Below are 20,234 nucleotides of genomic sequence, written 5' to 3'. Positions count from 1 at the left end.
CTGTGCTTATTGCTCAACAAAGAGACAGAATTGTAACGTGTTCTAGTCGTCTCGTAGAGCGGAGGCACACAGTGAAAACCGATACCGGCGGAGTCGGCATCCGGGAGATCGACGTCGGCGACCCGCCGACGCGGTTTGCCCGCGGCTGGCACTGCCTGGGCCCGGTCAAGGACTTCCTCGACGGCGAGCCGCACGCCATCAACGCGTTCGGCACCAAGCTGGTCGTCTTCGCCGACCCCCAAAGCGATGGCACCCCAAACGTCCTCGACGCCTACTGCCGGCACATGGGTGGGGACCTGTCGCAGGGCACGATCAAGGACGGTGCGGTCGCGTGTCCGTTCCACGACTGGCGCTGGACCGGCGACGGGAGGTGCCAGCAGGTGCCGTACGCCAAGCGCACGCCACGGTTTGCCCGCACCCGGTCGTGGACCACCGACGTGCGCGGCGGTCTGTTGTTCGTCTGGCACGACCCGGAGGGCAGCCCACCGCCCCCGCAACTGCAGATCCCCGAGATCCCCGAGGCCCACAGCGACGCGTGGACCGAATGGCGTTGGAACAGAAAGCTCATCGAGGGCTCCAATTGCCGCGAGATCATCGACAACATCGTCGACATGGCGCACTTCTACTACATCCACTACGGGTTCCCGACGTACTTCAAGAATGTCTTCGAAGGCCACATCGCGTCGCAATACCTGCGCACCGTGGGCCGCCAGGACGTCATGCTCGGCGGTTCGCACTACACCGGTGAACAAATCCTGGATTCCGAGGCGTCGTATTTCGGTCCGTCCTTCATGATCAACTGGCTGCACAACAGCTACGGCGGCTACAAGGTGGAGTCGATTCTGATCAACTGCCATTACCCCGTCACGCAGAACTCCTTCATGTTGCAATGGGGCATTTCCGTGCAGAAGCCCCAGGGTATGGACGAGGCCGACACCGAGAAACTCTCGAAGGCCTTCACCGAAGGCGTCAGCATGGGCTTCCTGCAGGACGTCGAAATCTGGAAGAACAAGACCCGGATCGAAAACCCCCTTCTGGTGGAAGAGGACGGCCCGGTCTACCAGCTGCGCCGGTGGTACGAGCAGTTCTACGTCGACGCCGCCGACGTCACGGCCGAGATGACCGATCGCTTCGAGTTCGAGGTCGACACCAGCACCGCCAACGAATACTGGCAGGCCGAGGTGGAACAGAACCTGCAACGCCGGGCGGACCAGTTCCAGTAGCGGTCGGCTGAGGTCCGGCGCGCTCCCCAAGGAGCGTTTGGCGGTGCGGAGCCGGGCGAATCCGGTTGTGCCGCTTAGTGCTTGACCGGACACCCGGACGATGACCCACCCTGGTAGTCGACCTGCCAGTGCTTGATCCCGTTGAGCCATCCCGAGCGCAGCCGTTCGGGCTTGGACACCGGCGCGAGGTCCGGCAGTGGTCGGCGGTCGCGTTGAACATGAGGCAGATCGGGATCCGGTTGTCCGCGTCAGACCATGGTGTCGCCGGGGGGCAACCCGAACTCGTGGTTGCCGAAGATCACGTACGCGCGCTCGGGGTCGTTGGCGGCGTGCACCCGCCCGGCGTGCGCGTCGCGCCAGAACCGTTGGATCGGAGCGTCATTGGCCACCGCCCAAAAAGGCCCACGTCGCGTGGTCACAACCCGACGACCAGTTCCACGAGCCGTTGACCAGGTACCCGCCGTCGGTGACGACGCCGGCGCCCATCGGCGCATACGACGACGAGACCCGCACGTTGGAGTCCTCGCCCCAGACGTCCTCCTGGGCCTGCTGCTCGAACAGCGCCAGGTGCCAGTTGTGGACACCGATGATCGAGCTCACCCAGCCGGTGGAGCCGCACGCGCTCGCCAGCCGGCGGACGGCCTCGTAGAACATGGTGGGGTCGCACTGCAACCCGCCCCACTGCCCGGGCTGCAACAGGGTGAAGAAACCGATGTCCTGGAGGTCCTGCACGGTCTCGGCGGGCAGCCGCCGCAGCTCCTCCGTCGCCCGCGCGCGCTCGCGGATCCGCGGCAGCAGAGCATCGATGCCGGCCAAGACCGATTGGGCGTTGCGTTGCTGAATCGACATCACTGTCGTTCCTCCCGAAGTGCGGGGCTGATGCATAGACTAGAGCAAGTCATAATCTTAGCTGGATATCAGGCCATTAGCCCAGGCTAAGTCGCACAATCGGTTATCTATAACGCGTTCTAGTTTTGCAGCAGGGTTGGGAGGTTCCGCCACTGAGCAGGAACGCCGTGGACGTCGCTTCGCGGCGCCGCTTTGCTGCGGCGGGCTTCAACCACCGACAATTGATTTGGGCCTCGTTGCATGCAACAGTCGTTTCATGCAACATGGGGAGCGTGAGCACATCGACGCGGAGAGCCCGCCAATACCGCGAGCGGATGCGCCTGCGCGGGTACCGCCCGGTCCAGGTGTGGGTGCCGGATGTCCGCTCAGCTGCGTTCGCCGCCGAAGCGCACCGTGAGGCGCTGGCGCTCGCCGAGGCCGACCGACACAGCGACGACATGGAGTTCGTCGAATCGATCTCCGCTCTCGGTTCCCTGGACGACGACGCGTGAACCGTGGCGAGCTATGGACCGTCTCCGGCGGTGTCTACGCAGCCAAGCCGCGCCCGGCGATCATCGTCCAAGACGACCTGTTTTCGGAGACAGATTCGGTCGTCGTCATCCCGCTGACCACGACGGTCACCGACACGCCGATATCCAGGGTCGCCGTGCCGAACGACAAGACGACGAAGATCGCCGAGCCCAGCTTCGCGATGATCGACAAGATCACGACCGTCCGCCGATCGAATCTTTGCGCGCGTATCGGTCGGGCGCCGTCCGCACTTATGACGGAAATCGAACGGTCTTTGATGGTGTTCCTCGGACTGGCTCGTTAATTGGCGCACTTCCCCCAGGAAAGCCATCGCCCCGCCCCAACGGTTAGCTGAGTCGAACCGGTGTTCGCCTACCGCGCGGTCATAGTTGGCCGCGAGTTGTGGTGATCCGTGACATGTCAGGGTCAGGGCGACTAGCCGAAACAGCCTTTGACCTGTGGTGGCAGGTACAGGATTCGAACCTGTGTAGCTTTCGCGACGGATTTACAGTCCGCTCCCATTGGCCGCTCGGGCAACCTGCCGCCAGACAGGTTACAACGAACGGGTAGACAAAGCACAAACGGCCACCACCGCAAGAAGGGACGGATTCCATGGCGGACTCATCGTTCGACATCGTCAGCAAGGTCGACCGTCAGGAGGTCGACAACGCGCTCAACCAGGCCGCCAAGGAGCTGGCCACCCGCTTCGACTTCCGCGGGACCGACACCTCGATCGCCTGGAAGGGCGACGAGGCAATCGAGCTGACGTCGTCGACCGAGGAGCGCGTCAAGGCCGCCGTCGACGTCTTCAAGGAGAAGCTGGTCCGCCGCGACATCTCGATGAAGGCGTTCGACGCCGGCGATCCGCAGGCATCCGGCAAGACCTTCAAGGTCAACGGCACCCTCAAACAGGGCATCAGCAGTGAGAACGCCAAGAAGATCACCAAACTCATCCGCGACGAGGGCCCGAAGACCGTCAAGACCCAGATCCAGGGCGACGAGATTCGCGTCACCAGCAAGAAGCGCGACGACCTGCAGGCCGTGATCGCCATGCTCAAGAACGCCGACCTGGACGTCGCGCTGCAGTTCGTCAACTACCGCTAGCTGCGCCGCGGCGATCGCTGACGTTGAAATTGTCAGCGTGTGGATATTTCGCGGACCCGTTGCGTAATCCCAACTTGGCCTGATCGTAAACTTCGCCGCGCGCAATCAAAACATCGGGATCGGAAACCCCGGGGCGACCGTCACCGCTGATCCGCGACTCTCGGCCCCCCTCTAGTGTGGTGGGGAACACAGTTTTTTCGAGGCCCCTAGCAAGCGAGGTTCACGATGACCGTGACTCCCCGGGAAGCCGCCGGCGGCGCGCCCCACACCAACGGCCAGGGCGACGGTTACTGCGACGTCGTCATCGTCGGCGCCGGGATCTCCGGCATCGACGCGGCCTACCGCATCACCGAACGCAACCCGGACCTGAGCTACACGATCCTGGAGCGGCGCGCGCAGATCGGTGGCACCTGGGACCTGTTCCGCTACCCCGGCGTGCGCTCCGACAGCAGCATCTTCACGCTGTCGTTCCCCTTCGAGCCCTGGACCCGCCGGGAAGGCGTCGCCGACGGCATGCACATCCGCGAGTACCTGACGAACACCGCGCGCAAGTACGGCATCGACCGCCACATCCGATTCAACAACCATGTCCGCTCGGCGAACTGGGATTCGGCCACCGACACCTGGACGATCACCGCCGAGCAGGACGGCACCCGCAGGACCTACCGCGCCAGGTTCGTGTTCTTCGGCAGCGGCTACTACAACTACGACGAGGGCTACACCCCCGACTTCCCCGGCATCGACCAGTTCGCCGGGACCGTCGTGCATCCCCAGCACTGGCCGGAAGACCTCGACTACACCGGCAAGAGGATCGTGGTGATCGGCAGCGGTGCCACCGCGGTCACCCTGCTGCCGTCGCTGTCGGACCGCGCAGCGAAGGTGACCATGCTGCAGCGCTCCCCCACCTATCTGGTCTCGGCCTCCCGATACGGCAGGGTGGCCGCCGTCGCCCGAAAGCTGTTGCCAAGCAAGGCCGCTCATCTGGTGATCCGCATGTACAGCGCACTGACCGAGGCGGTGTTCTTCGCCCTGTCCCGCAAGGCGCCCCGCCTCGTCCGGTGGCTGTTGCGCCGCAAGGCGATCAACGAGCTGCCCGCCGGCTACGACGTGGACACCCACTTCAAGCCGCGCTACGACCCGTGGGACCAGCGGATGTGCCTGATCCCCGACGCCGACCTCTACAACGCGATCAGCGCCGGCCGCGCCGAGGTGGTCACCGACCACATCGACCACTTCGACGCCAGCGGCATCGCGCTCGAATCCGGCGGTCACCTCGACGCCGACATCGTCGTCACCGCCACCGGCCTGCAACTGCAGGCGCTCGGCGGGACCGCGATCAGCCTGGACGGCGTCGAGATCGATCCCCGGGACCGCTTCGTCTACAAGGCGCACATGCTCGAGGACGTGCCCAACCTGTTCTGGTGCGTCGGCTACACCAACGCCTCCTGGACGCTGCGCGCCGACATCACCGCCCGTGCGACCGCGAAGCTGCTGGCCCACATGGCCTCTCACGGATATACGCACGCCTACCCGCATCTCGGCGGCGAACCGATGACCGAGAAGCCGGCCTGGGACATCAACGCCGGCTACGTGCTGCGCTCGCTGCACGCGCTGCCCAAGTCCGGCACCAGGCGGCCGTGGAACGTGCGGCAGAACTACCTCGCCGATGCCCTCGACTACCAGTTCGACCGCATCGAGGAAGCCATGGTGTTCGGGCGCGTCGCCGACCGGGCGGCGCTGGCGGGGTAAGCGTCAGCCGATCCGGTCGGACCCCACGGCGGAATCCCCGGGCAGGATCTCCGCGCCGCAGTTGGGGCAGAACTTCTCGGCGGGGTGGTGTTCGGCCCCGCAGCTCGCGCAGAAGTGCGGTTCCGCCGCCTCGTGCGCGGGGGCCACGCCGATGAGCCGGGCGGCGCCGGTTTTGATGCCCCTGCGGGCGCGGATCGGTTTGACCGTGTCGCCGTCTCCGGGGGAAACAAGTTGAACCCCAGGGGCTTTCGCGGGCGCGTACAGGCGCCACCGCCTCCGCACCACCAACAGGGTCAATCCCCCGCCGGCGGCGAGCACCAGCGCGACCTCACCGATGACGTACCACATCAGCGTGGTGCCGCTGAGCGCCGAGACGTCGCCGTAACGCTGGCGCAGGTTCACCGCGCTCGTCTTGAGTTCCACCAGACCCGGGTAGTCGGGCGACATCGCCAGCGCCTTGTCGAATTCGTCGATGGCGCAGGTGTAGTGGCCGGAGAAGTACTGGCCGAGCCCTTTCCGGTAGAAGACGTCGGCCGGCCCCAGCGTCGCCTTGACCCCCTTGCCGGCCAGTAGCGCGGCGAGGTTGCCGGCCGGCGCGACGAAGTTGAACGGCTGCGGCTCGCCGATGGGTGAGAAGCTGTTGATGCCGATCACCTTGCCGTCGAGGTCGATGGTGGGGCCGCCGCTCATCCCTTCGGTGACCGGGGCATCGATCTCGTACTGCGGAACGCTGCCCATGGACGACTTCTTGCTGACGGTGCCGCTCTTGTTCGTCGGGTCCAGCGACGGATCGGTGATCCGTTTCGTGCTCTCCGGGTAACCCACCGCGAGAATCGGTGTGCCGATGCTGACGTCGGCGTCAGCGGCCAGCACCGACGACGGCATGTTGTGCTTCTCGACCTTGAGCAGGGCGACGTCGCCCTTGCCGATGGGTCGGAAGTCCACGACGTTGGCGAGCAATTTCCCGGCGACCCGGCTGCCGCTGCCGTACACCAGGATCAGCGCGGGCTGCGGACCCCGGTCGGGGGCGTCGCCCTCCACCTTCGCGTTCTGCCGGAGCCATTGGAAGACCGCGGCCGGATCCTGCCCGACAGGTGAGTCGGGGTATTGGATGACGTATTCGTTGGCGGCGCGCTTGAGGATCAGGTCCTTGACGTTGTCCGGGTCCACGCAATGGCCCGACGTAGCCGCCCAACCGTCGGGGTTGACGATGAATGCGGTGCAGAACCAGGTCGCCGTGAAGGGGATGTTGGAGCCCTCGCCGAACTGCGACAGCAACTGCCCGTTGGGCAACCGGACCTGGCCGTACGCCTGGCCCGACAGGTACATCACGGCCGGCCGGATGATCGCCGCCGCGCGTTCCTGCGGATTGGCCTGCGGACGCCCACCCTCGGCAGAGGCGATGCCCGCCGGCGCCGTCATCACCGCGAGCGCGGCCGCGGACAGCGCCGCGAGCGTGCGGCCCCACCGAAGCATGGGCATCGTTCCTCTTTCCCTCGTTTCCAGGCCTTGTTGCAGACCATCTGACGATCCGGCAGGCCGGGCCGGCGCGGCTAGGGACCGAAGTCCCCTGCCCGGGGGGTCGTTGGGTTCGAATTCGGGTGCCGCGCGGGCGGTGAACTGCTTCTAAATCTCGGGTGTCGGCAATACGCTGGTCGGCATGGCAGGTGAACAACGCGAACCCAATGTCGTCGTCCTCGGCGGCGGTTCCTGGGGCACCACGGTGGCGTCGATCTGCGCGCGCCGGGGACCGACACTGCAATGGGTGCGTTCCGAGGTGACCGCCAAGGACATCAACGACAACCACCGCAACAGCCGCTACCTCGGCAACGACGTCGTGCTCAGCGACGGCCTGCGCGCCACCACCGACTTCGCCGAGGCCGCCCACTGCGCCGACGTCGTGGTCATGGGCGTGCCCTCGCACGGATTCCGCGGCGTGCTCACCGAACTCGCCAGGGAACTGCGGCCCTGGGTCCCGGTGGTGTCCCTGGTCAAGGGACTCGAGCAGGGCACCAACATGCGGATGTCGCAGATCGTCGAGGAGTTGCTGCCCGGTCATCCGGCGGGAATCCTGGCCGGACCGAACATCGCCCGGGAGGTGGGCGAGGGCTATGCCGCCGCGGCGGTCCTGGCGATGCCCGACCAGCACCTGGCGACCCGGCTCTCGGAGCTGCTGCGGACCCGGCGGTTCCGCGTGTACACCACCGACGACGTCGTCGGCGTGGAGTTGGCCGGCGCGTTGAAGAACGTCTACGCCATCGCCGTCGGGATGGGCTACTCGCTGGGCATCGGCGAGAACACCCGCGCGCTGGTGATCGCGCGGGCGTTGCGCGAGATGACCAAGCTGGGCGTCGCGATGGGCGGGGACCCCGACACCTTCCCCGGACTGGCGGGCCTGGGCGACCTGATCGTCACCTGCACCAGCCAGCGCAGCCGCAACCGCCACGTCGGCGAACAACTCGGCGCCGGCAAGCCGATCGACGAGATCATCGCCTCGATGAACCAGGTCGCCGAGGGCGTCAAAGCCGCCAGCGTGATCATGGAGTTCGCCGACGACCACGCCCTGAAGATGCCGATCGCCCGCGAGGTCGACGCCGTGATCAACCACGGCTCCACCGTGGAGCAGGCCTACCGGGGTCTGATGGTCGAGGTCCCGGGGCACGAGGTGCACGGCTCGGGGTTCTGACCGGCGCCGCCGCCGAAAATTTGCATTCCCTATGGGACCGGGCCGCCGGCTTGACCGGCGCCGCGAAGCCCACCTACCGTCGAGACATACCGCCGGGAGTTCCCAGCCCGCGAAATGCGGGCTGGGAACGCAACCTCCTGTGCGCCAACACGTTACGGGCCGGCGATCGGCATGTCCCCGCTCTACCGACGGGAAGCGAAGATGCCAAAACGCCTGGCCCGCAACGCTTTCCCGAGCGCCCGCCTGCGACCGATGCTCCGGCACGACGTGCCGGCCTCGCTCGTCGTCTTCCTGGTCGCGCTCCCGTTGTCCCTGGGGATCGCCATCGCCTCCAACGCCCCGGTACTGGCCGGCCTGATCGCCGCGGTCGTCGGGGGAATCGTCGTCGGAGCCCTCGGCGGGGCACCGCTGCAGGTCAGCGGTCCCGCGGCCGGCCTGACCGTTGTCGTGGCCGACCTCGTGTCCAATTTCGGTTGGGCGCGCACATGTTTCGTCACGGTCGCAGCGGGCGCCGTGCAGGTGCTGCTGGGGTTCAGCCGAGTTGCCCGCGCCGCACTGGCGATCTCGCCGGTCGTCGTGCACGCCATGCTGGCCGGCATCGGCATCACCATCGCCCTGCAGCAGGCACACGTGCTGCTCGGCGGGCAGTCCAAGAGCACGGCGTGGCACAACCTCATCGGCCTGCCGGGCCAGGTGATCGGCGCGCACCGGCCCGGGGCGCTGCTGGGGGCGCTGGTCATCGCCATCCTGGTCGCCTGGCGCTGGGCGCCGGCCGCCGTGCGCCGCATCCCGGGCCCACTGGTCGCCATCGTCGCGGTGACGGTGCTCTCGCTGGCCCTGCCCTTCCACGTCAAGCGGATCGACCTCGAAGGTTCGCCGCTGGATGCGCTGCGGCTGCCCGACGTTCCGCACGGCAACTGGGGTGCGATCGCCACCGGCGTCATCACCGTCGCGCTGATCGCCAGCGTCGAGAGCCTGCTGTCCGCGGTCGCGGTCGACAGGATGCACCACGGGCCGCGCACCGACTTCGATCGCGAGCTGGTCGGGCAGGGCACCGCCAACATGGTGTCCGGGGCGATCGGCGGGCTGCCGGTGACCGGCGTGATCGTGCGCGGCTCGACCAATGTCACCGCGGGCGCCAGGTCGCGGGCGTCCGCGGTGCTGCACGGCATCTGGATCCTGCTCTTCACCATTCCGTTCGCGGGGCTGGTCGACGAGATCCCGACCGCGGCGCTGGCCGGGCTGCTGATCGTCATCGGGGTGGGGTTGCTCAAGCCCGCCCACATCGAAACCGCAATGCGGCACGGCGATCTCGCGGTCTATCTGGTGACCGCCTTCAGTGTGGTCTTCCTCAACCTGCTGCACGGGGTGCTGCTCGGGCTGGCTTTGGCGATCGCGCTCACCGGGTGGCGGGTGATCCGCGCCAGGGTCGAGGCCGGGCCGGCCGGCGACGAGTGGCATGTGGTGATCGACGGCGCGGCGTGCACATTCCTTGCGCTCCCCCGGCTGACGCGGGTGCTCGCGTCCACCCCCGCCGAGGCCATTGTCACGGTGGACATTTCGGCGCACTACCTGGATCATGCGGCGCACCAGGCGATCAGCGACTGGCAGCGCCAGCACGAGGCCAACGGCGGAACGGTCCACATCCGGGGAAGGCTCGAGACGGGCCACGCCGCCCGCAAGACCGCCGGCGAGGTCGTCGAAGCCGAAAGGCCCGAAGCCGCAGCGTGATCGGGCTCGACTAATCGAACCCGGAGAGACCGAAGGTGCTATTGGGCGCCCGGCCGCTGAGCTTCTGCACGATCCACTGGTTCATCGGCACCCCCTGCTCGGTGGCCTCCAGCGCCAGGCGGGCATGCAGCTGCGGCGACGTCCTGACAAGAAATTTCCCGCTGTAGCGGCGTTCGGAAAACGGTGTGGGAACTTGCTCTCCGGTGGCGCGCAGGCCCTCGACATGGTCCTTGACGGCCTGCTCGACGGCGGCCACGGCCTGTGGCGCGGTCGGCGCCTCGCGCCTCATGTAGGGCAATTCGACGCACACACCCACGTACTCGTTGTAGTCGGGCAGCCACTGAGCGCGGTAGGTATAGCGGTTCACGCGGGATTTGATAGCACGGGTGCTATCAAATACGGGAGTCACTCATCCCCAGGCTGGAGTCCATCGCACGCGGGGGCCGACGAGGCCGCTCTCCGGGGCCCGGCTCTCCGGACCCCGGCTCTCCGACCATATGGCTCACGCCGAATTTGATAGCGCGGGCGATATCGAATCGCCTACCCGCGCGCCATCGCCTCGAGCCGACGGATGCGGTCCTCGATCGGCGGGTGGGTGGAGAACAGCGACCCGATCCGCTCGCCCGCGCGGAACGGGTTGGCGATCATCAGGTGGGCCTGGCTGGCCAGCTGCGGCTCCGGGGGCAGCGGCGCGGCCTGCACGCCGCCGGAGATCTTGCGCAGCGCCGACGCCAGCGCCAGCGGGTCACCGGTCAGCACGGCCCCCGACTCGTCGGCCTGGTACTCGCGCGACCGCGACACCGCCAGCTTCACCACCGTCGCCGCGACCGGCCCCAGGAACGAAACCAGCAGCAGCCCAAAGGGATTCTCGCCGTCGCGGTTGCCGCCGAACATGCCGGCGAACATGGCCATGTTGGCCAGCGCGGTGATCACCGACGCCATCGCGCCGGCAATGCAGGAGATCAGGATGTCGCGGTTGTAGACGTGGGAGAGCTCGTGTCCCAGCACCGCGCGCAGCTCACGCTCGGTGAGGATGTCCAGGATGCCGGTCGTGCAGCACACGGCGGCGTTGCGCGGATTGCGCCCGGTGGCGAACGCGTTGGGCGCATTGGTGTCGCTGACGTACAGCCGCGGCATCGGCTGGTGCGCGGAGGTCGCCAGCTCGCGCACGATGCGGTACATCATCGGAGCCTGCAGCTCCGACACCGGCTGCGCGTGCATCGCCCGCAGGGCCAGCTTGTCGCTGTTGAAGTAGACGTAGACGTTCATGCCGACGGCGAACAGCATCGCGAAGATCAGCGCCGTCTTGCCGAACAGGGCACCGGCGAAGACGATCAGCGCGGACATGCCGACCAACAGGACGAAGGTCTTCAGTCTGTTGGCATGCGGATGCCAGGTCATCGGTGTCCTCCTCAGAACACTCAGATAAAGCTCGGTCAGGACCGACCACTTCTCATTGAACGCTCAGAATGGCATTCCGAGTTCCGCCACGCCCGGCGTTCGCGGCTAGCCGTGCCGGCTGATCGTGTAGTCGACCAGTGTCCGCAGCGCGTCCCGGCCGGGGATGTCGGGCAACTTGGCCAGTTCTTCGTGCGCCTGCGCCGCGTACTGCGCCAGGAACTGCTTGGCCTTGGCCATGCCCGGCGAGGCCCGCAACAACGTCAACGCCTCGGCCACCGCCTCGTCGTCCTCGACGGGCCCGGCGAGCAGCTCGCGCAGCCGCGCCGCCTCGGTCCCCGGTTCGCCCAGCGCGTAGACCATCGGCAGGGTCTTGACCCCCTCGCGCACGTCGGTGCCGGGCAGCTTGCCGGACTCGTGGGAGTCGCTGTCGATGTCGATGATGTCGTCGGAGATCTGGAAGGCGGTGCCCACGATGCCGCCCAGCCGGCTCAGCCGCTGGACCTGGTCGTCGTCGGCGCCGGAGAACATGCCGCCGAACCGGCCGGCCGCGGCGATCAGGCAGGCGGTCTTCTCGTAGACGACCCTCAGGTAGTGCTCGATCGGGTCGTCGTTGCCGGTCGCGCCATGGGTCTCGCGCATCTGCCCCGTCACCAACTGGGCGAATGTCTCGGCGATGAGCCGCACCGCGTCGGGCCCCAGGTGGGACACCAGCCGCGACGCCGTGGCGAACAGGTAATCCCCGGCCAGGATCGCGACGTTGTTGCCCCAGCGCACATTGGCGGTGGGGGTGCCGCGGCGCACCTCGGCCTCGTCCATCACGTCGTCGTGGTAGAGCGTGGCCAGGTGCACCAGCTCGATCACCGCCCCGGCGACCGTGACCTCCTCGGCGTCGGGGTTGGGCCCCAGCTGCGCCGACAGCACCGTGAACAGCGGCCGGAACCGCTTGCCACCGGCGTCGAACAGGTGCGTCAGCGAGTCGGTCATCACCGCGTCGGCGCTGCGCAACTCGGTGCCGATGAGCTGCTCGATCCGCTCGACGCCGCCCCGGACGGTCGCCGCCAACGCGGCGTCGCCGAAGTCAACGCCCGCCACCACCGTCGCCGGAGTCCTCACCCGACCAAACATACTGGTGTGCATGGAGACGAGAGCGACCAGAGCCCTCCGGGCCCAAGTGGTGGTCGTGGGCGCCGGGCCCGCCGGCTCGGCGGCCGCCGCCTGGGCCGCCCGGGCGGGCAGGGACGTCCTCGTCGTCGACTCGGCGGACTTCCCCCGCGACAAGGCGTGCGGCGACGGCTTGACCCCCCGCGCGGTCGCGGAGCTCGAACGGCTGGGACTGGGCGGCTGGCTCGACACCCGCATCCGGCACCGCGGGCTGCGGATGAGCGGGTTCGGCGGCGAGGTGCAGGTGGACTGGCCGGGCCCGTCGTTCCCGTCCACCGGCAGCGCGGTGGCCCGCCTCGAGCTCGACGACCGGATCCGCCGGTGCGCCGAAGACTCCGGCGCGCGCATGCTGCTGGGCGCCAAGGTGGTCGCCGCCCATCATGACGCGTCGCGGCGGGTGGTGACGCTGAGCCTGGCCGACGGCACCCAGGTGGGCTGCGAGCAGCTGATCGTCGCCGACGGGGCCCGGTCGTCGCTGGGCCGCACGCTGGGCCGGCGCTGGCATCAGGAGACGGTGTACGGCGTCGCCGCGCGCGGCTACCTGGCCACTCCGCGCGCCGACGACCCGTGGCTGACCTCGCATCTGGAACTGCGCTCCCCCGACGGGGCGGTGTTGCCCGGTTACGGCTGGATCTTCCCGCTGGGCAACGGCGAGGTGAACATCGGCGTGGGAGCCCTGTCGACGTCCAAACGGCCCGCGGAGCTGGCGCTGCGCCCGCTGATCTCCTACTACACCGACCTGCGCCGCGACGAGTGGGGCTTCACCGGTCCGCCCCGGGCGGTGGCGTCGGCGCTGCTGCCGATGGGCGGCGCGGTGTCCGGGGTGGCCGGGCCCAACTGGATGCTGATCGGCGACGCCGCGGCCTGCGTCAACCCGCTGAACGGCGAGGGCATCGACTACGGCCTGGAAACCGGGCGGCTGGCCGCCGAGTTGCTGGACTGCGGCGACCTGTCGCAGGTCTGGCCGCGGCTGCTGCAACAGCACTACGCCCGCGGCTTCTCGGTCGCGCGCCGGCTGGGGCTGCTGCTGACCTTCCAGCGGTTCCTGCCCGCGACCGGGCCGATCGCGATGCGCTCGCCGGCGCTGATGGCGATCGCGGTGCGGGTGATGGCCAACCTGGTCACCGACGAGGACGCCGACTGGGTGGCGCGGGCCTGGCGCGGCGCCGGCCGGCTGTCCCGGCTGATCGACCGGCGAGCGCCGTTCACCTGACCCCGAGATCAATTCGTGATCGCGGTGTATAGTCCCGCTAATGAAGCGTACGAGGCTGGTCACGGGCGTTGCCGTGGCGGCTGCAGCAATCGCGCTGGCTCCGCTGGCGCACGCCGACTATGACACCGACTTCAAGAACACCGTCAACGACTTCGGCGTCTACGGCCCCCAGGACCAGCTCGCGTGGCTGGCCAAGATCGAATGCCAGCGGATCGAGCGAGGCGTGGACCACGACGCCCACCAATCCGCCGTCTTCCTGCAGCGCAACCTGCCGCTGGGCACCACCGAGGGCCAGGCGCTGCAGTTCCTGGGCGCCGGGATCGACCACTACTGCCCCGAGCAGGTCGGCTTCATCCAGCGCGCCGGGACCTAGTTTCGAGGTTTCCCGGCCCTCGCCTCACCGCAGCGGCTTGTACGCCGCGTGCAGCGCGACGATGCCCCCGGTCAGATTGCGCCACCGCACGCCCGACCATCCCGCCGCGCCGATCTGGTGCGCCAGCGCGGCCTGGTCGGGCCAGGCGCGGATCGACTCGGCCAGGTACACGTAGGCCTCGGGGTTGCTGGACACCGCCCGCGCGACCCGCGGCAGCGCCCGCATCAGGTACTCCTTGTAGACGGTGGCGAACACCGCGCTGGTGGGCGTGGAGAACTCGCACACCACCAGCCGACCGCCGGGCCTGGTGACGCGGGCCATCTCGCGCAGCGCCGCCTGCAGGTCGGCGACGTTGCGCAGCCCGAAGCTGATCGTGACCGCGTCGAACACGCCGTCGGCGAACGGCAGCCGGGTCGCGTCGCCGGCGACCTTGGGCACCTTGCGGGCCGCACCCGCCGCCAGCATCCCGACCGAGAAATCGGCCGCCACGCACCACGCCCCGGACTTCGCCAACTCGACCGTGGACACCGCGGTCCCCGCGGCCAGATCCAGTACCTTCTGGCCGGACCCGATCCGCAGCGCGGACCGGGTGGCGCTGCGCCAGTACCGGTCCTGGCCGAGCGACAGCACGGTGTTGGTCAGGTCGTACCGGCGGGCGACGCCGTCGAACATCGACGCGACGGCGCGGGGATCCTTGTCCAGGGCGGCGCGACTCACGCCGTAGACGCTACCGGGGCGGATCGCACCCCGATATCCCCGCACGGATCTTCGGATTCCCCCTCGGCGCGCACGGCCGTTACCTAAGCTCAACTCCGCACTCATCACACGGAGACGCGACGCCAATGGGATTCGGCCTGAGATCGCCATCGCTACAGCGATGCCGGGTGGTTGCCCGTCGCGGACTGCTGCGCGCCGGCATCGCGGCGGCCACGGCCCTCGCCGCGGGCGGGCTGGTTTTCGCCGCGACCGCAGAAGCCGAACCGGCCGCGGCGGGCGGCGCTGCACCGGCGGCCAGCCCGGGGCGCGCGATGGGACAGCGCCGCTTCGTCAACGCCGCCACCGAGGGCCAGTGCACGTGGGGCGCCCTGCAGATGTGGTTCGAGGCCGGCGGGTACTACCCCGCCCTCGAGGGCAACGCCATGGACTGGGCGGACTCGGCGCGGGCGCACGGTTGGACGGTCGTCACCGACGCGCAGCCACGCGCGATCGTGGTGTTCCAGCCGTGGCTGCCCGGCGTCAGCCCGTACGGCCATGCCGCCTGGGTGAACTCGGTTTCCGAACGCTTCGACGGCACGTGGGTGAACATCACGGAGATGAACAACGGATCCCACGGCGGCGCCGGCCAGTGGTGGACCCGCGACGCCAGGAGCGTCCCGGGAATGTCCTACATCCTGATGCCCTGACGCGGCGGGCGTTACGCGCGCCGCCTCCGGCGTGCGGACAACTGCGCCCGGGCGAACGGCGACAGCACCGCCTCGTAGTGGCCGAGCAGCTCGTCACAGATGACCGGCCAGCTGCGGTGCAGCACGCTGCGCCGGGCCGCCTGCGCGTAGCGCTGCCGTTCGGCGAGCAGATGCGCGACGGCGGCGGGCAGCCTGGCCTCGAACTCGTTGACGGGCAGCAGCAATCCGGTGCGGCACGGCGTGACGAGATCACGCGGGCCGCCGGCGTCGGGGGCGATCACCGGCAGCCCCGACGCCAGCGCTTCTTGCACGACCTGACAGAACGTCTCGTGTTCGCCGGTGTGCACGAAGACGTCCATGCTGGCGTAGGCCGCGGCGAGGTCCGCGCCGTAGAGCGCACCGGTGAACAACGCCGTCGGCATCGCCGAGCGCAGTTTGGCCTCGTCGACGCCGTCGCCGACGATGACGAGCTGCACCTGGCCGCCGGCGGCCAACGCGGCGAGGCGCTCGACGTGCTTTTCCGGCGCGAGCCGGCCCACGAACCCCACGATCGGCTTGCCCTGCGGCGACCAGCGCCGCCGCAGCGCCTCGTCACGCGCCGAGGGCGCATAGCGGATGATGTCGACCCCGCGCGCCCACTGGTGCACCCGCGGGATGCGCTGGGCCACCAGCGACTCCATCGTGGCGCTGGAGGGGGCCAGGGTGCGGTCGGCCAGGCCGTGCAGGTGCCGGAACCACGCCCACGCCGCCCGGGTGGTGATGCCCATGCCGTAGCTCGCCGCGAAACCCGGGACGTCGGTCTGGTAGACCGCGACGGCCGGCACCCCGAGACGGCGCGCGGCCCGCACCCCGCCGTAGCCGATCAGCGCCGGCGAGGCCAGGTGGATGACGTCGGGGTCGAACCCGCGCAGGGTGCGCACCATGCGGGGGGTGGGGACCCCGAGCGGCAGCGTGGTCACCTTCGGGAACATCCGCGACGGCACCCGATGCACCCGGATCCCGTCGTGAATGCGCTCGGCGGGGGGCTCACCCGGCGGGGTGTCGGGTGCGATGACGAGGGCCTCGTGCCCCGTCCTGCGCAGGTGCTCGAGCACCCGGATCACCGAGTTGCTGACACCGTTGACATGCGGGAGGAAGGATTCGGCGACGATCGCAACGCGCACGTCACGATAGTGTCAGGGCCGACTGTCGATTAGGTTGCCGACGGGCATACGTCGTTTGAAATCTGCTGCTCACGACCCTGACACGGCCGACGGCGCCCCCTCGGGGCCGGTCCCGGGGCGCCGGTCCAGCCGTTTGTCCAGCACCGCCAGACCGATCAGCAGCGCCGTCGCGACCAGCCAGCCGACCACCGCGATGGAACCCGCCGGGATGATCGCCAGCCCGGCGTTGCGGTGCTGCACCCGGACCAGGTTCGGGTCGTTCTTGTTGTATTCGACGTAGATGCGCATGCCCGTCGACAACTCGGACGGGTACAGCACACCGAGCTCGGGCCGGTAGGTGACCCGCTCGGGGGTGACGAACTCGATCGTGGAGCGCCGCGGCCCGGCGCTGAGCACCTCGGCCTGCGCCACCCCCATGTTGTGCCGGATCGCCAGGTCGTCGCGCCAGGCGCCGGCCACCAGCAGCACCGACTGCAGCGTGACCAGACCGGCCACGATCAGCACCGCGATGCGCGCCCACCGCAGCACGACGCGGGCCCGGGTCTTCGGCGGTTCGTCGCTGCGGCCGTGGATCAGGATGCGCAGCACCGCCTTCCCCGAGGTCAGGGTGTCCGGCATCGCACCGGGCTCACAGCGCGGCCTTGATGGCGGCGTGCAGGCCACGCAGCGAGGACCGGTCCGCCTTGACCTCGAGCACGCGCATGCCCGCCGCGGGTTCGTCGAGGGCCGCGTCGAGCTCCCCGACCTCGATCTGGCGGCTCTCGACGTGGTAAGCCCGGCACAGTGCGCCCACGTCGACGTCGTGCGGGGTGCCGAACACCCGCGACGACACGTCGGAGAACCTGGGGTCGCCCTGCTCGAGCAGCTCGAAGATGCCGCCCCCGTTGTCGTTGGACACCACGATGGTCAGGCGCTGCGGCGTCGGCTCGGTGGGCCCGATCAGCAGCCCGGAGCTGTCGTGGACGAAGGTCAGGTCGCCGATCAGGGCGATCGTGCGCCCCTCGTGTGCCGCCTCGAATGCCAAAGCGGCCCCGATCGCGGTGGAGACGGTGCCGTCGATGCCGGCGACCCCGCGGTTGGAGCGCACCCGGATGCCGCGCGGGTGCAGGCCGACGAGGGCCGCATCGCGGACCGGGTTGGAGGCGCCGAGCACCAGCTGGTCGCCCGGCCGCAGCGCGTCGGCCACCGCGGCGGCCACGTGCAGGCCGGTGGTGAGCGGGTGCGTCTTGAGCTGACCGCGCACGGCCTGGCTCGCGTGCCGGTTCACCTCCGCGCAGCGCCGCAGCCACGCCGGGTGCGGCGCTCCGGTGGTGACCGCCCGGGTGCCGGTGGCCTGCGAGTTGCCGGACACGTCCGGCCAGCGCGGCCCGGTGGTCAGCGCGTACACCGGCACCTGCGGGTCGGCCAGCAGGGCCGACACCGGCCGGTGCAGGGTCGGGCGGCCGAGCATGATCACCTGCTTGGGGAGCAGCAGCGGCAGCGCCAGCGGGTGCAGCGGATTGGCGGCCGGTGGGGCGGTCGGCTCGGCGACGGTCGGCAACTGGTCCAGGTTGGGATGCACGCCCGCGCCGTGCCCGGCGATGACGACCGTGTCGGGTGACAGGTCGATGTCCAGCGGCTGGTCGAACGTCACCGGCGGCGTGTAGGTCCACGGCTTCCCGCCGGGCCGGCCCGGCGCGGTCACCGCCCGGGGTTCGGCGTCGGGCACCAGGGGCTCGCGCAGCGGGATGTCGAACTGCACGGGACCGGCATTGGCGGTGCGCGACCCGGTGGCGGCCGCCAGCACCCGGCAGGTCGCCGAGCGCCAGGTGGCGTTGAGCGCGTCCAGCCGCTCGGGCGCGTCCTCGGCCAGGCCCAGGCTGATGGCGGCGCGCACCTGGGTGCCGAAGTAGCCCAGCTGCTCCATGGTCTGGTTGGCCCCGGTGCCCAGCAGTTCGTAGGGCCGGTTGGCCGAGAGCACGATCAGCGGCACCCGGGCGTAGTTGGCCTCGACCACCGCCGGGCCCAGGTTCGCCACGGCGGTGCCCGACGTCATCGCGACGCACACCGGCGCGCCGGCGGCGATCGCCAGGCCGATGGCCAGATAGCCGGCCGTGCGTTCGTCGATGCGGACGTGCAACCGGACCCGGCCGGCGCGGTCGGCGTCCTGCAGGGCGAACGCCAGCGGGGCGTTGCGCGACCCGGGACACAGCACGACATCGCGGACGCCGCCGCGGATCAGCTCGTCAACGACGACGCGGGCCTGGGTCGTCGAGGGGTTCACCCATACAGGGTGTCACACCGGCGACGGCGCGCTCAGACCTTGACGCCGGCGAAGAACTGCAGCGCCGCGGAGTTGACGGCCTGCGGCCGCTCCAGGAAGCCGAGGTGGCCGGCGTCGGGGACCTGCAGGTACCGGCCGTTGGGCAGGGCGTCGGCCACCTCGCGGCCCAGATAGGGCGGGGTGACCACGTCGTCGGCGAAGCCGATCACCAGCACCGGGGCGGCGACGCTGCGGTACGCGGGCAACCGGTTGGTCTGCGGGGAGACGTCCAGCTGGCAGCGCAGCCCCGGGGTCTGCTTGATCGGCCAGGTGGAGAACATCGCGATCCAGTCGGCCACGGCCTCGTCGTCGTTGATCGTCTTGCGGGAGAAGCTCTCCAGCAAACGTGAGCGCGCGTCGTAGGAGGGCGGCAGCTGGGCCCCCGACTCGTACAGCTCGATCTCGGCGTCGTGGAAGAACTGGCGGGCTTGGTCGAGGCGTCCGCGGGTGGCCATCAGCACCGCGGAGCTGACCAGCTCCGGCCGGACCACCATCAGCTCCTGGGCGATGAACGAGCCCATCGAAACCCCGACGATGCGCGCCGGCGCGGCGTCCAGCGACTCGATCAGCGCGGCGGTGTCGGCGACCATGGTCTGGGTGGTGAACCCCTCGGCGTTCTCGGTGGCGCCGATCCCGCGGTTGTCGAAGGTGATGACCCGGTAGCCCGCTTCCAGAAACGCCGGCACCTGATGCGGCAGCCAGGTGCGTCCGGGGCCGCCACGGCCGGAGATGAAGACGACGGCTTCCCCGGAGCCGCGGTCGTCGTAAGCCAGGTTGATCACCCGCACGACGGTACAGGTGCCCGGGTGCGCGGCTGTCCGCTACACCGAGGGTCCGGCCACGTGATGCCACCAGGGGACGCGGCGCGCGATCGGGATGTCCAGCGCCAGGCGACGGTCGAGCCCGTGCTCGAGTTTCACCAGCAGGGCCAGGAATACGAGCACGTAGATGATCGACGTCCCGACGTCGGTCGCGCCCGAGGTGGCGGTGTACGGCCCGCCGAACCCCTCGGCCGTCGACCAGATGCTCAGGCTGTAGAGCGCGCCGCCGAGGTAGACGGCGCGACGGGCGAGACCGGTCAACAGCAGGACCGCGATCCCCGTCTCGGTCAGCGCGATGAGATCCACCCACAGGCCCGGGGCGGGTTGCATCAGATGGATCCAGAGGTCGAACCACGGCCTCAGCCAGTGCGGCTCGCCCTGCGCGGTGGCGACCATGCTCGGCAGCATGGTGGCGCGGAAGCCCGGCTGCCACTTCAGCCAGGCGTCGATCGCCCAGGCCACGCCGAACACGATGCGCAGCGCGGTGGCCCCGGTCTCGGTGCGGGTGTTCCCCGCCACATTTTCCACGGCCCTCACGCTACCGA

The 20,234-nt window shown here is 69.3% G+C and carries 21 protein-coding genes, 1 tRNA gene and 2 pseudogenes; 10 read left to right on the top strand and 14 right to left on the bottom strand.

The window, feature by feature from the left end:
• Positions 1–71 precede the first annotated feature (71 nt).
• Complete coding sequence (locus ACJ512_RS04440) at positions 72–1,223, top strand: Rieske 2Fe-2S domain-containing protein (protein ID WP_407685164.1); 1,152 nt, start codon at positions 72–74, stop codon at positions 1,221–1,223.
• Positions 1,224–1,297: 74 nt separating this feature from the next.
• On the opposite strand, the pseudogene ACJ512_RS04435 reads toward ACJ512_RS04440, so the two are convergent.
• From ACJ512_RS04435 to ACJ512_RS04425, 3 genes and pseudogenes are all read right to left on the bottom strand, one after another.
• Positions 1,298–1,461, bottom strand: a pseudogene (locus ACJ512_RS04435) (steroid C27-monooxygenase); the annotation flags it as partial.
• 10 nt (positions 1,462–1,471) lie between these two features.
• A complete protein-coding gene (locus ACJ512_RS04430; RefSeq protein WP_461479979.1) occupies positions 1,472–1,717 on the bottom strand; it encodes a hypothetical protein in 246 nt (81 codons plus the stop codon).
• Positions 1,611–2,075: pseudogene (locus tag ACJ512_RS04425) on the bottom strand (acyl-CoA dehydrogenase family protein); the annotation flags it as partial. The pseudogene ACJ512_RS04425 and the gene ACJ512_RS04430, both read right to left, overlap by 107 nt.
• Positions 2,076–2,344: 269 nt before the next feature.
• Between ACJ512_RS04425 and ACJ512_RS04420 the strand changes: the two are divergent.
• Both ACJ512_RS04420 and ACJ512_RS04415 read left to right on the top strand, forming a co-directional pair.
• Positions 2,345–2,563 (top strand): antitoxin MazE family protein, encoded by a 219-nt coding sequence (locus tag ACJ512_RS04420; protein ID WP_407685165.1) that lies wholly within the window; start codon positions 2,345–2,347, stop codon positions 2,561–2,563.
• Complete coding sequence (locus ACJ512_RS04415; protein WP_407685166.1) at positions 2,560–2,886, top strand: type II toxin-antitoxin system PemK/MazF family toxin; 327 nt, start codon at positions 2,560–2,562, stop codon at positions 2,884–2,886. Before ACJ512_RS04420 ends, ACJ512_RS04415 begins: the two co-directional genes overlap by 4 nt.
• Positions 2,887–3,041: 155 nt before the next feature.
• On the opposite strand, the gene ACJ512_RS04410 is transcribed toward ACJ512_RS04415, so the two are convergent.
• Positions 3,042–3,125: transfer RNA gene (locus ACJ512_RS04410), tRNA-Tyr, on the bottom strand.
• A gap of 69 nt (positions 3,126–3,194) precedes the next feature.
• On the opposite strand from ACJ512_RS04410, the gene ACJ512_RS04405 reads away from it, so the two are divergent.
• Together ACJ512_RS04405 and ACJ512_RS04400 are read left to right on the top strand one after the other, a co-directional pair.
• A complete protein-coding gene (locus ACJ512_RS04405; RefSeq protein WP_407685167.1) occupies positions 3,195–3,686 on the top strand; it encodes a YajQ family cyclic di-GMP-binding protein in 492 nt (163 codons plus the stop codon).
• A 225-nt stretch (positions 3,687–3,911) separates the two neighbouring features.
• A complete protein-coding gene (locus tag ACJ512_RS04400; protein ID WP_407685168.1) occupies positions 3,912–5,435 on the top strand; it encodes a flavin-containing monooxygenase in 1,524 nt (507 codons plus the stop codon).
• A gap of 3 nt (positions 5,436–5,438) precedes the next feature.
• Here ACJ512_RS04400 and ACJ512_RS04395 read toward each other — a convergent pair whose 3' ends face one another.
• Positions 5,439–6,917, bottom strand: a complete 1,479-nt coding sequence (locus tag ACJ512_RS04395; protein ID WP_407685169.1) for a trypsin-like peptidase domain-containing protein — start codon at positions 6,915–6,917, stop codon at positions 5,439–5,441.
• A gap of 178 nt (positions 6,918–7,095) precedes the next feature.
• Between ACJ512_RS04395 and ACJ512_RS04390 the strand changes: the two genes are divergently transcribed.
• Together ACJ512_RS04390 and ACJ512_RS04385 are read left to right on the top strand one after the other, a co-directional pair.
• Positions 7,096–8,121 (top strand): NAD(P)H-dependent glycerol-3-phosphate dehydrogenase, encoded by a 1,026-nt coding sequence (locus tag ACJ512_RS04390; protein ID WP_407685170.1) that lies wholly within the window; start codon positions 7,096–7,098, stop codon positions 8,119–8,121.
• A gap of 201 nt (positions 8,122–8,322) precedes the next feature.
• Positions 8,323–9,852: a SulP family inorganic anion transporter gene (locus ACJ512_RS04385; RefSeq protein WP_407685171.1), complete on the top strand. Its 1,530-nt coding sequence runs from the start codon at positions 8,323–8,325 to the stop codon at positions 9,850–9,852.
• A gap of 10 nt (positions 9,853–9,862) precedes the next feature.
• Here ACJ512_RS04385 and ACJ512_RS04380 read toward each other — a convergent pair whose 3' ends face one another.
• From ACJ512_RS04380 to grcC1, 3 genes are all read right to left on the bottom strand, one after another.
• Positions 9,863–10,219: a type II toxin-antitoxin system HicB family antitoxin gene (locus ACJ512_RS04380; protein WP_407685172.1), complete on the bottom strand. Its 357-nt coding sequence runs from the start codon at positions 10,217–10,219 to the stop codon at positions 9,863–9,865.
• 173 nt (positions 10,220–10,392) lie between these two features.
• Complete coding sequence (htpX, locus tag ACJ512_RS04375; RefSeq protein ID WP_407685173.1) at positions 10,393–11,253, bottom strand: zinc metalloprotease HtpX; 861 nt, start codon at positions 11,251–11,253, stop codon at positions 10,393–10,395.
• Positions 11,254–11,358: 105 nt separating this feature from the next.
• Complete coding sequence (grcC1, locus tag ACJ512_RS04370; protein WP_407685174.1) at positions 11,359–12,366, bottom strand: nonaprenyl/(2E,6E)-farnesyl/geranylgeranyl diphosphat synthase; 1,008 nt, start codon at positions 12,364–12,366, stop codon at positions 11,359–11,361.
• A gap of 22 nt (positions 12,367–12,388) precedes the next feature.
• Here grcC1 and menJ point away from each other — a divergent pair, with 22 nt between their 5' ends.
• Positions 12,389–13,627, top strand: a complete 1,239-nt coding sequence (menJ, locus tag ACJ512_RS04365; protein WP_407685175.1) for a menaquinone reductase — start codon at positions 12,389–12,391, stop codon at positions 13,625–13,627.
• A gap of 40 nt (positions 13,628–13,667) precedes the next feature.
• Positions 13,668–14,000 carry a DUF732 domain-containing protein gene (locus ACJ512_RS04360; protein ID WP_407685176.1) on the top strand — a complete coding sequence of 111 codons (333 nt, stop codon included), beginning with the start codon at positions 13,668–13,670 and terminating at the stop codon, positions 13,998–14,000.
• Positions 14,001–14,024: 24 nt separating this feature from the next.
• On the opposite strand, the gene ACJ512_RS04355 is transcribed toward ACJ512_RS04360, so the two are convergent.
• Positions 14,025–14,717, bottom strand: coding sequence for a demethylmenaquinone methyltransferase (locus ACJ512_RS04355; protein ID WP_407685177.1), 693 nt, complete (start codon positions 14,715–14,717; stop codon positions 14,025–14,027).
• A gap of 167 nt (positions 14,718–14,884) precedes the next feature.
• Here ACJ512_RS04355 and ACJ512_RS04350 point away from each other — a divergent pair, with 167 nt between their 5' ends.
• On the top strand, positions 14,885–15,403 hold the full coding sequence (locus ACJ512_RS04350) for a CHAP domain-containing protein (protein ID WP_407685178.1): 519 nt from the start codon (positions 14,885–14,887) through the stop codon (positions 15,401–15,403).
• A gap of 11 nt (positions 15,404–15,414) precedes the next feature.
• Here the strand turns inward: ACJ512_RS04350 and ACJ512_RS04345 are convergent, their stop codons facing one another.
• The 5 genes from ACJ512_RS04345 to ACJ512_RS04325 form a co-directional block, all read right to left on the bottom strand.
• The gene (locus ACJ512_RS04345) at positions 15,415–16,566 is read right to left on the bottom strand and encodes a glycosyltransferase family 4 protein (protein WP_407685179.1); all 1,152 of its coding nucleotides are present in this window, start codon (positions 16,564–16,566) and stop codon (positions 15,415–15,417) included.
• 69 nt (positions 16,567–16,635) lie between these two features.
• The gene (locus ACJ512_RS04340) at positions 16,636–17,184 is read right to left on the bottom strand and encodes a DUF3592 domain-containing protein (RefSeq protein WP_407685180.1); all 549 of its coding nucleotides are present in this window, start codon (positions 17,182–17,184) and stop codon (positions 16,636–16,638) included.
• Positions 17,185–17,194: 10 nt separating this feature from the next.
• On the bottom strand, positions 17,195–18,829 hold the full coding sequence (gene menD, locus ACJ512_RS04335) for a 2-succinyl-5-enolpyruvyl-6-hydroxy-3-cyclohexene-1-carboxylic-acid synthase (RefSeq protein ID WP_407685181.1): 1,635 nt from the start codon (positions 18,827–18,829) through the stop codon (positions 17,195–17,197).
• A 32-nt stretch (positions 18,830–18,861) separates the two neighbouring features.
• On the bottom strand, positions 18,862–19,650 hold the full coding sequence (locus ACJ512_RS04330; protein WP_407685182.1) for an alpha/beta fold hydrolase: 789 nt from the start codon (positions 19,648–19,650) through the stop codon (positions 18,862–18,864).
• A gap of 39 nt (positions 19,651–19,689) precedes the next feature.
• Positions 19,690–20,217, bottom strand: coding sequence for a hypothetical protein (locus tag ACJ512_RS04325; protein WP_407685183.1), 528 nt, complete (start codon positions 20,215–20,217; stop codon positions 19,690–19,692).
• Positions 20,218–20,234: the final 17 nt, after the last annotated feature.

The sequence above is a fragment of the Mycobacterium cajalii genome (assembly GCF_045809005.2).
GTDB lineage: Bacteria > Actinomycetota > Actinomycetes > Mycobacteriales > Mycobacteriaceae > Mycobacterium.
The sequence above is the reverse complement of the archived record's forward strand: the minus strand, read 5'-3'. Positions and strand labels throughout refer to the sequence as shown.

What these genes read in the sequence shown, in the direction of transcription:
- menJ (WP_407685175.1), top strand. Translation starts at nt 12,389, where the DNA reads ATGGAGACGAGAGCGACCAGAGCCCTCCGGGCCCAAGTGGTGGTCGTG.
- ACJ512_RS04400 (WP_407685168.1), top strand. Translation starts at nt 3,912, where the DNA reads ATGACCGTGACTCCCCGGGAAGCCGCCGGCGGCGCGCCCCACACCAAC.
- ACJ512_RS04395 (WP_407685169.1), bottom strand. Translation starts at nt 6,917, where the DNA reads ATGCCCATGCTTCGGTGGGGCCGCACGCTCGCGGCGCTGTCCGCGGCC.
- htpX (WP_407685173.1), bottom strand. Translation starts at nt 11,253, where the DNA reads ATGACCTGGCATCCGCATGCCAACAGACTGAAGACCTTCGTCCTGTTG.
- ACJ512_RS04340 (WP_407685180.1), bottom strand. Translation starts at nt 17,184, where the DNA reads ATGCCGGACACCCTGACCTCGGGGAAGGCGGTGCTGCGCATCCTGATC.
- ACJ512_RS04360 (WP_407685176.1), top strand. Translation starts at nt 13,668, where the DNA reads ATGAAGCGTACGAGGCTGGTCACGGGCGTTGCCGTGGCGGCTGCAGCA.
- ACJ512_RS04405 (WP_407685167.1), top strand. Translation starts at nt 3,195, where the DNA reads ATGGCGGACTCATCGTTCGACATCGTCAGCAAGGTCGACCGTCAGGAG.
- ACJ512_RS04430 (WP_461479979.1), bottom strand. Translation starts at nt 1,717, where the DNA reads ATGCGCCGATGGGCGCCGGCGTCGTCACCGACGGCGGGTACCTGGTCA.
- ACJ512_RS04390 (WP_407685170.1), top strand. Translation starts at nt 7,096, where the DNA reads ATGGCAGGTGAACAACGCGAACCCAATGTCGTCGTCCTCGGCGGCGGT.
- ACJ512_RS04385 (WP_407685171.1), top strand. Translation starts at nt 8,323, where the DNA reads ATGCCAAAACGCCTGGCCCGCAACGCTTTCCCGAGCGCCCGCCTGCGA.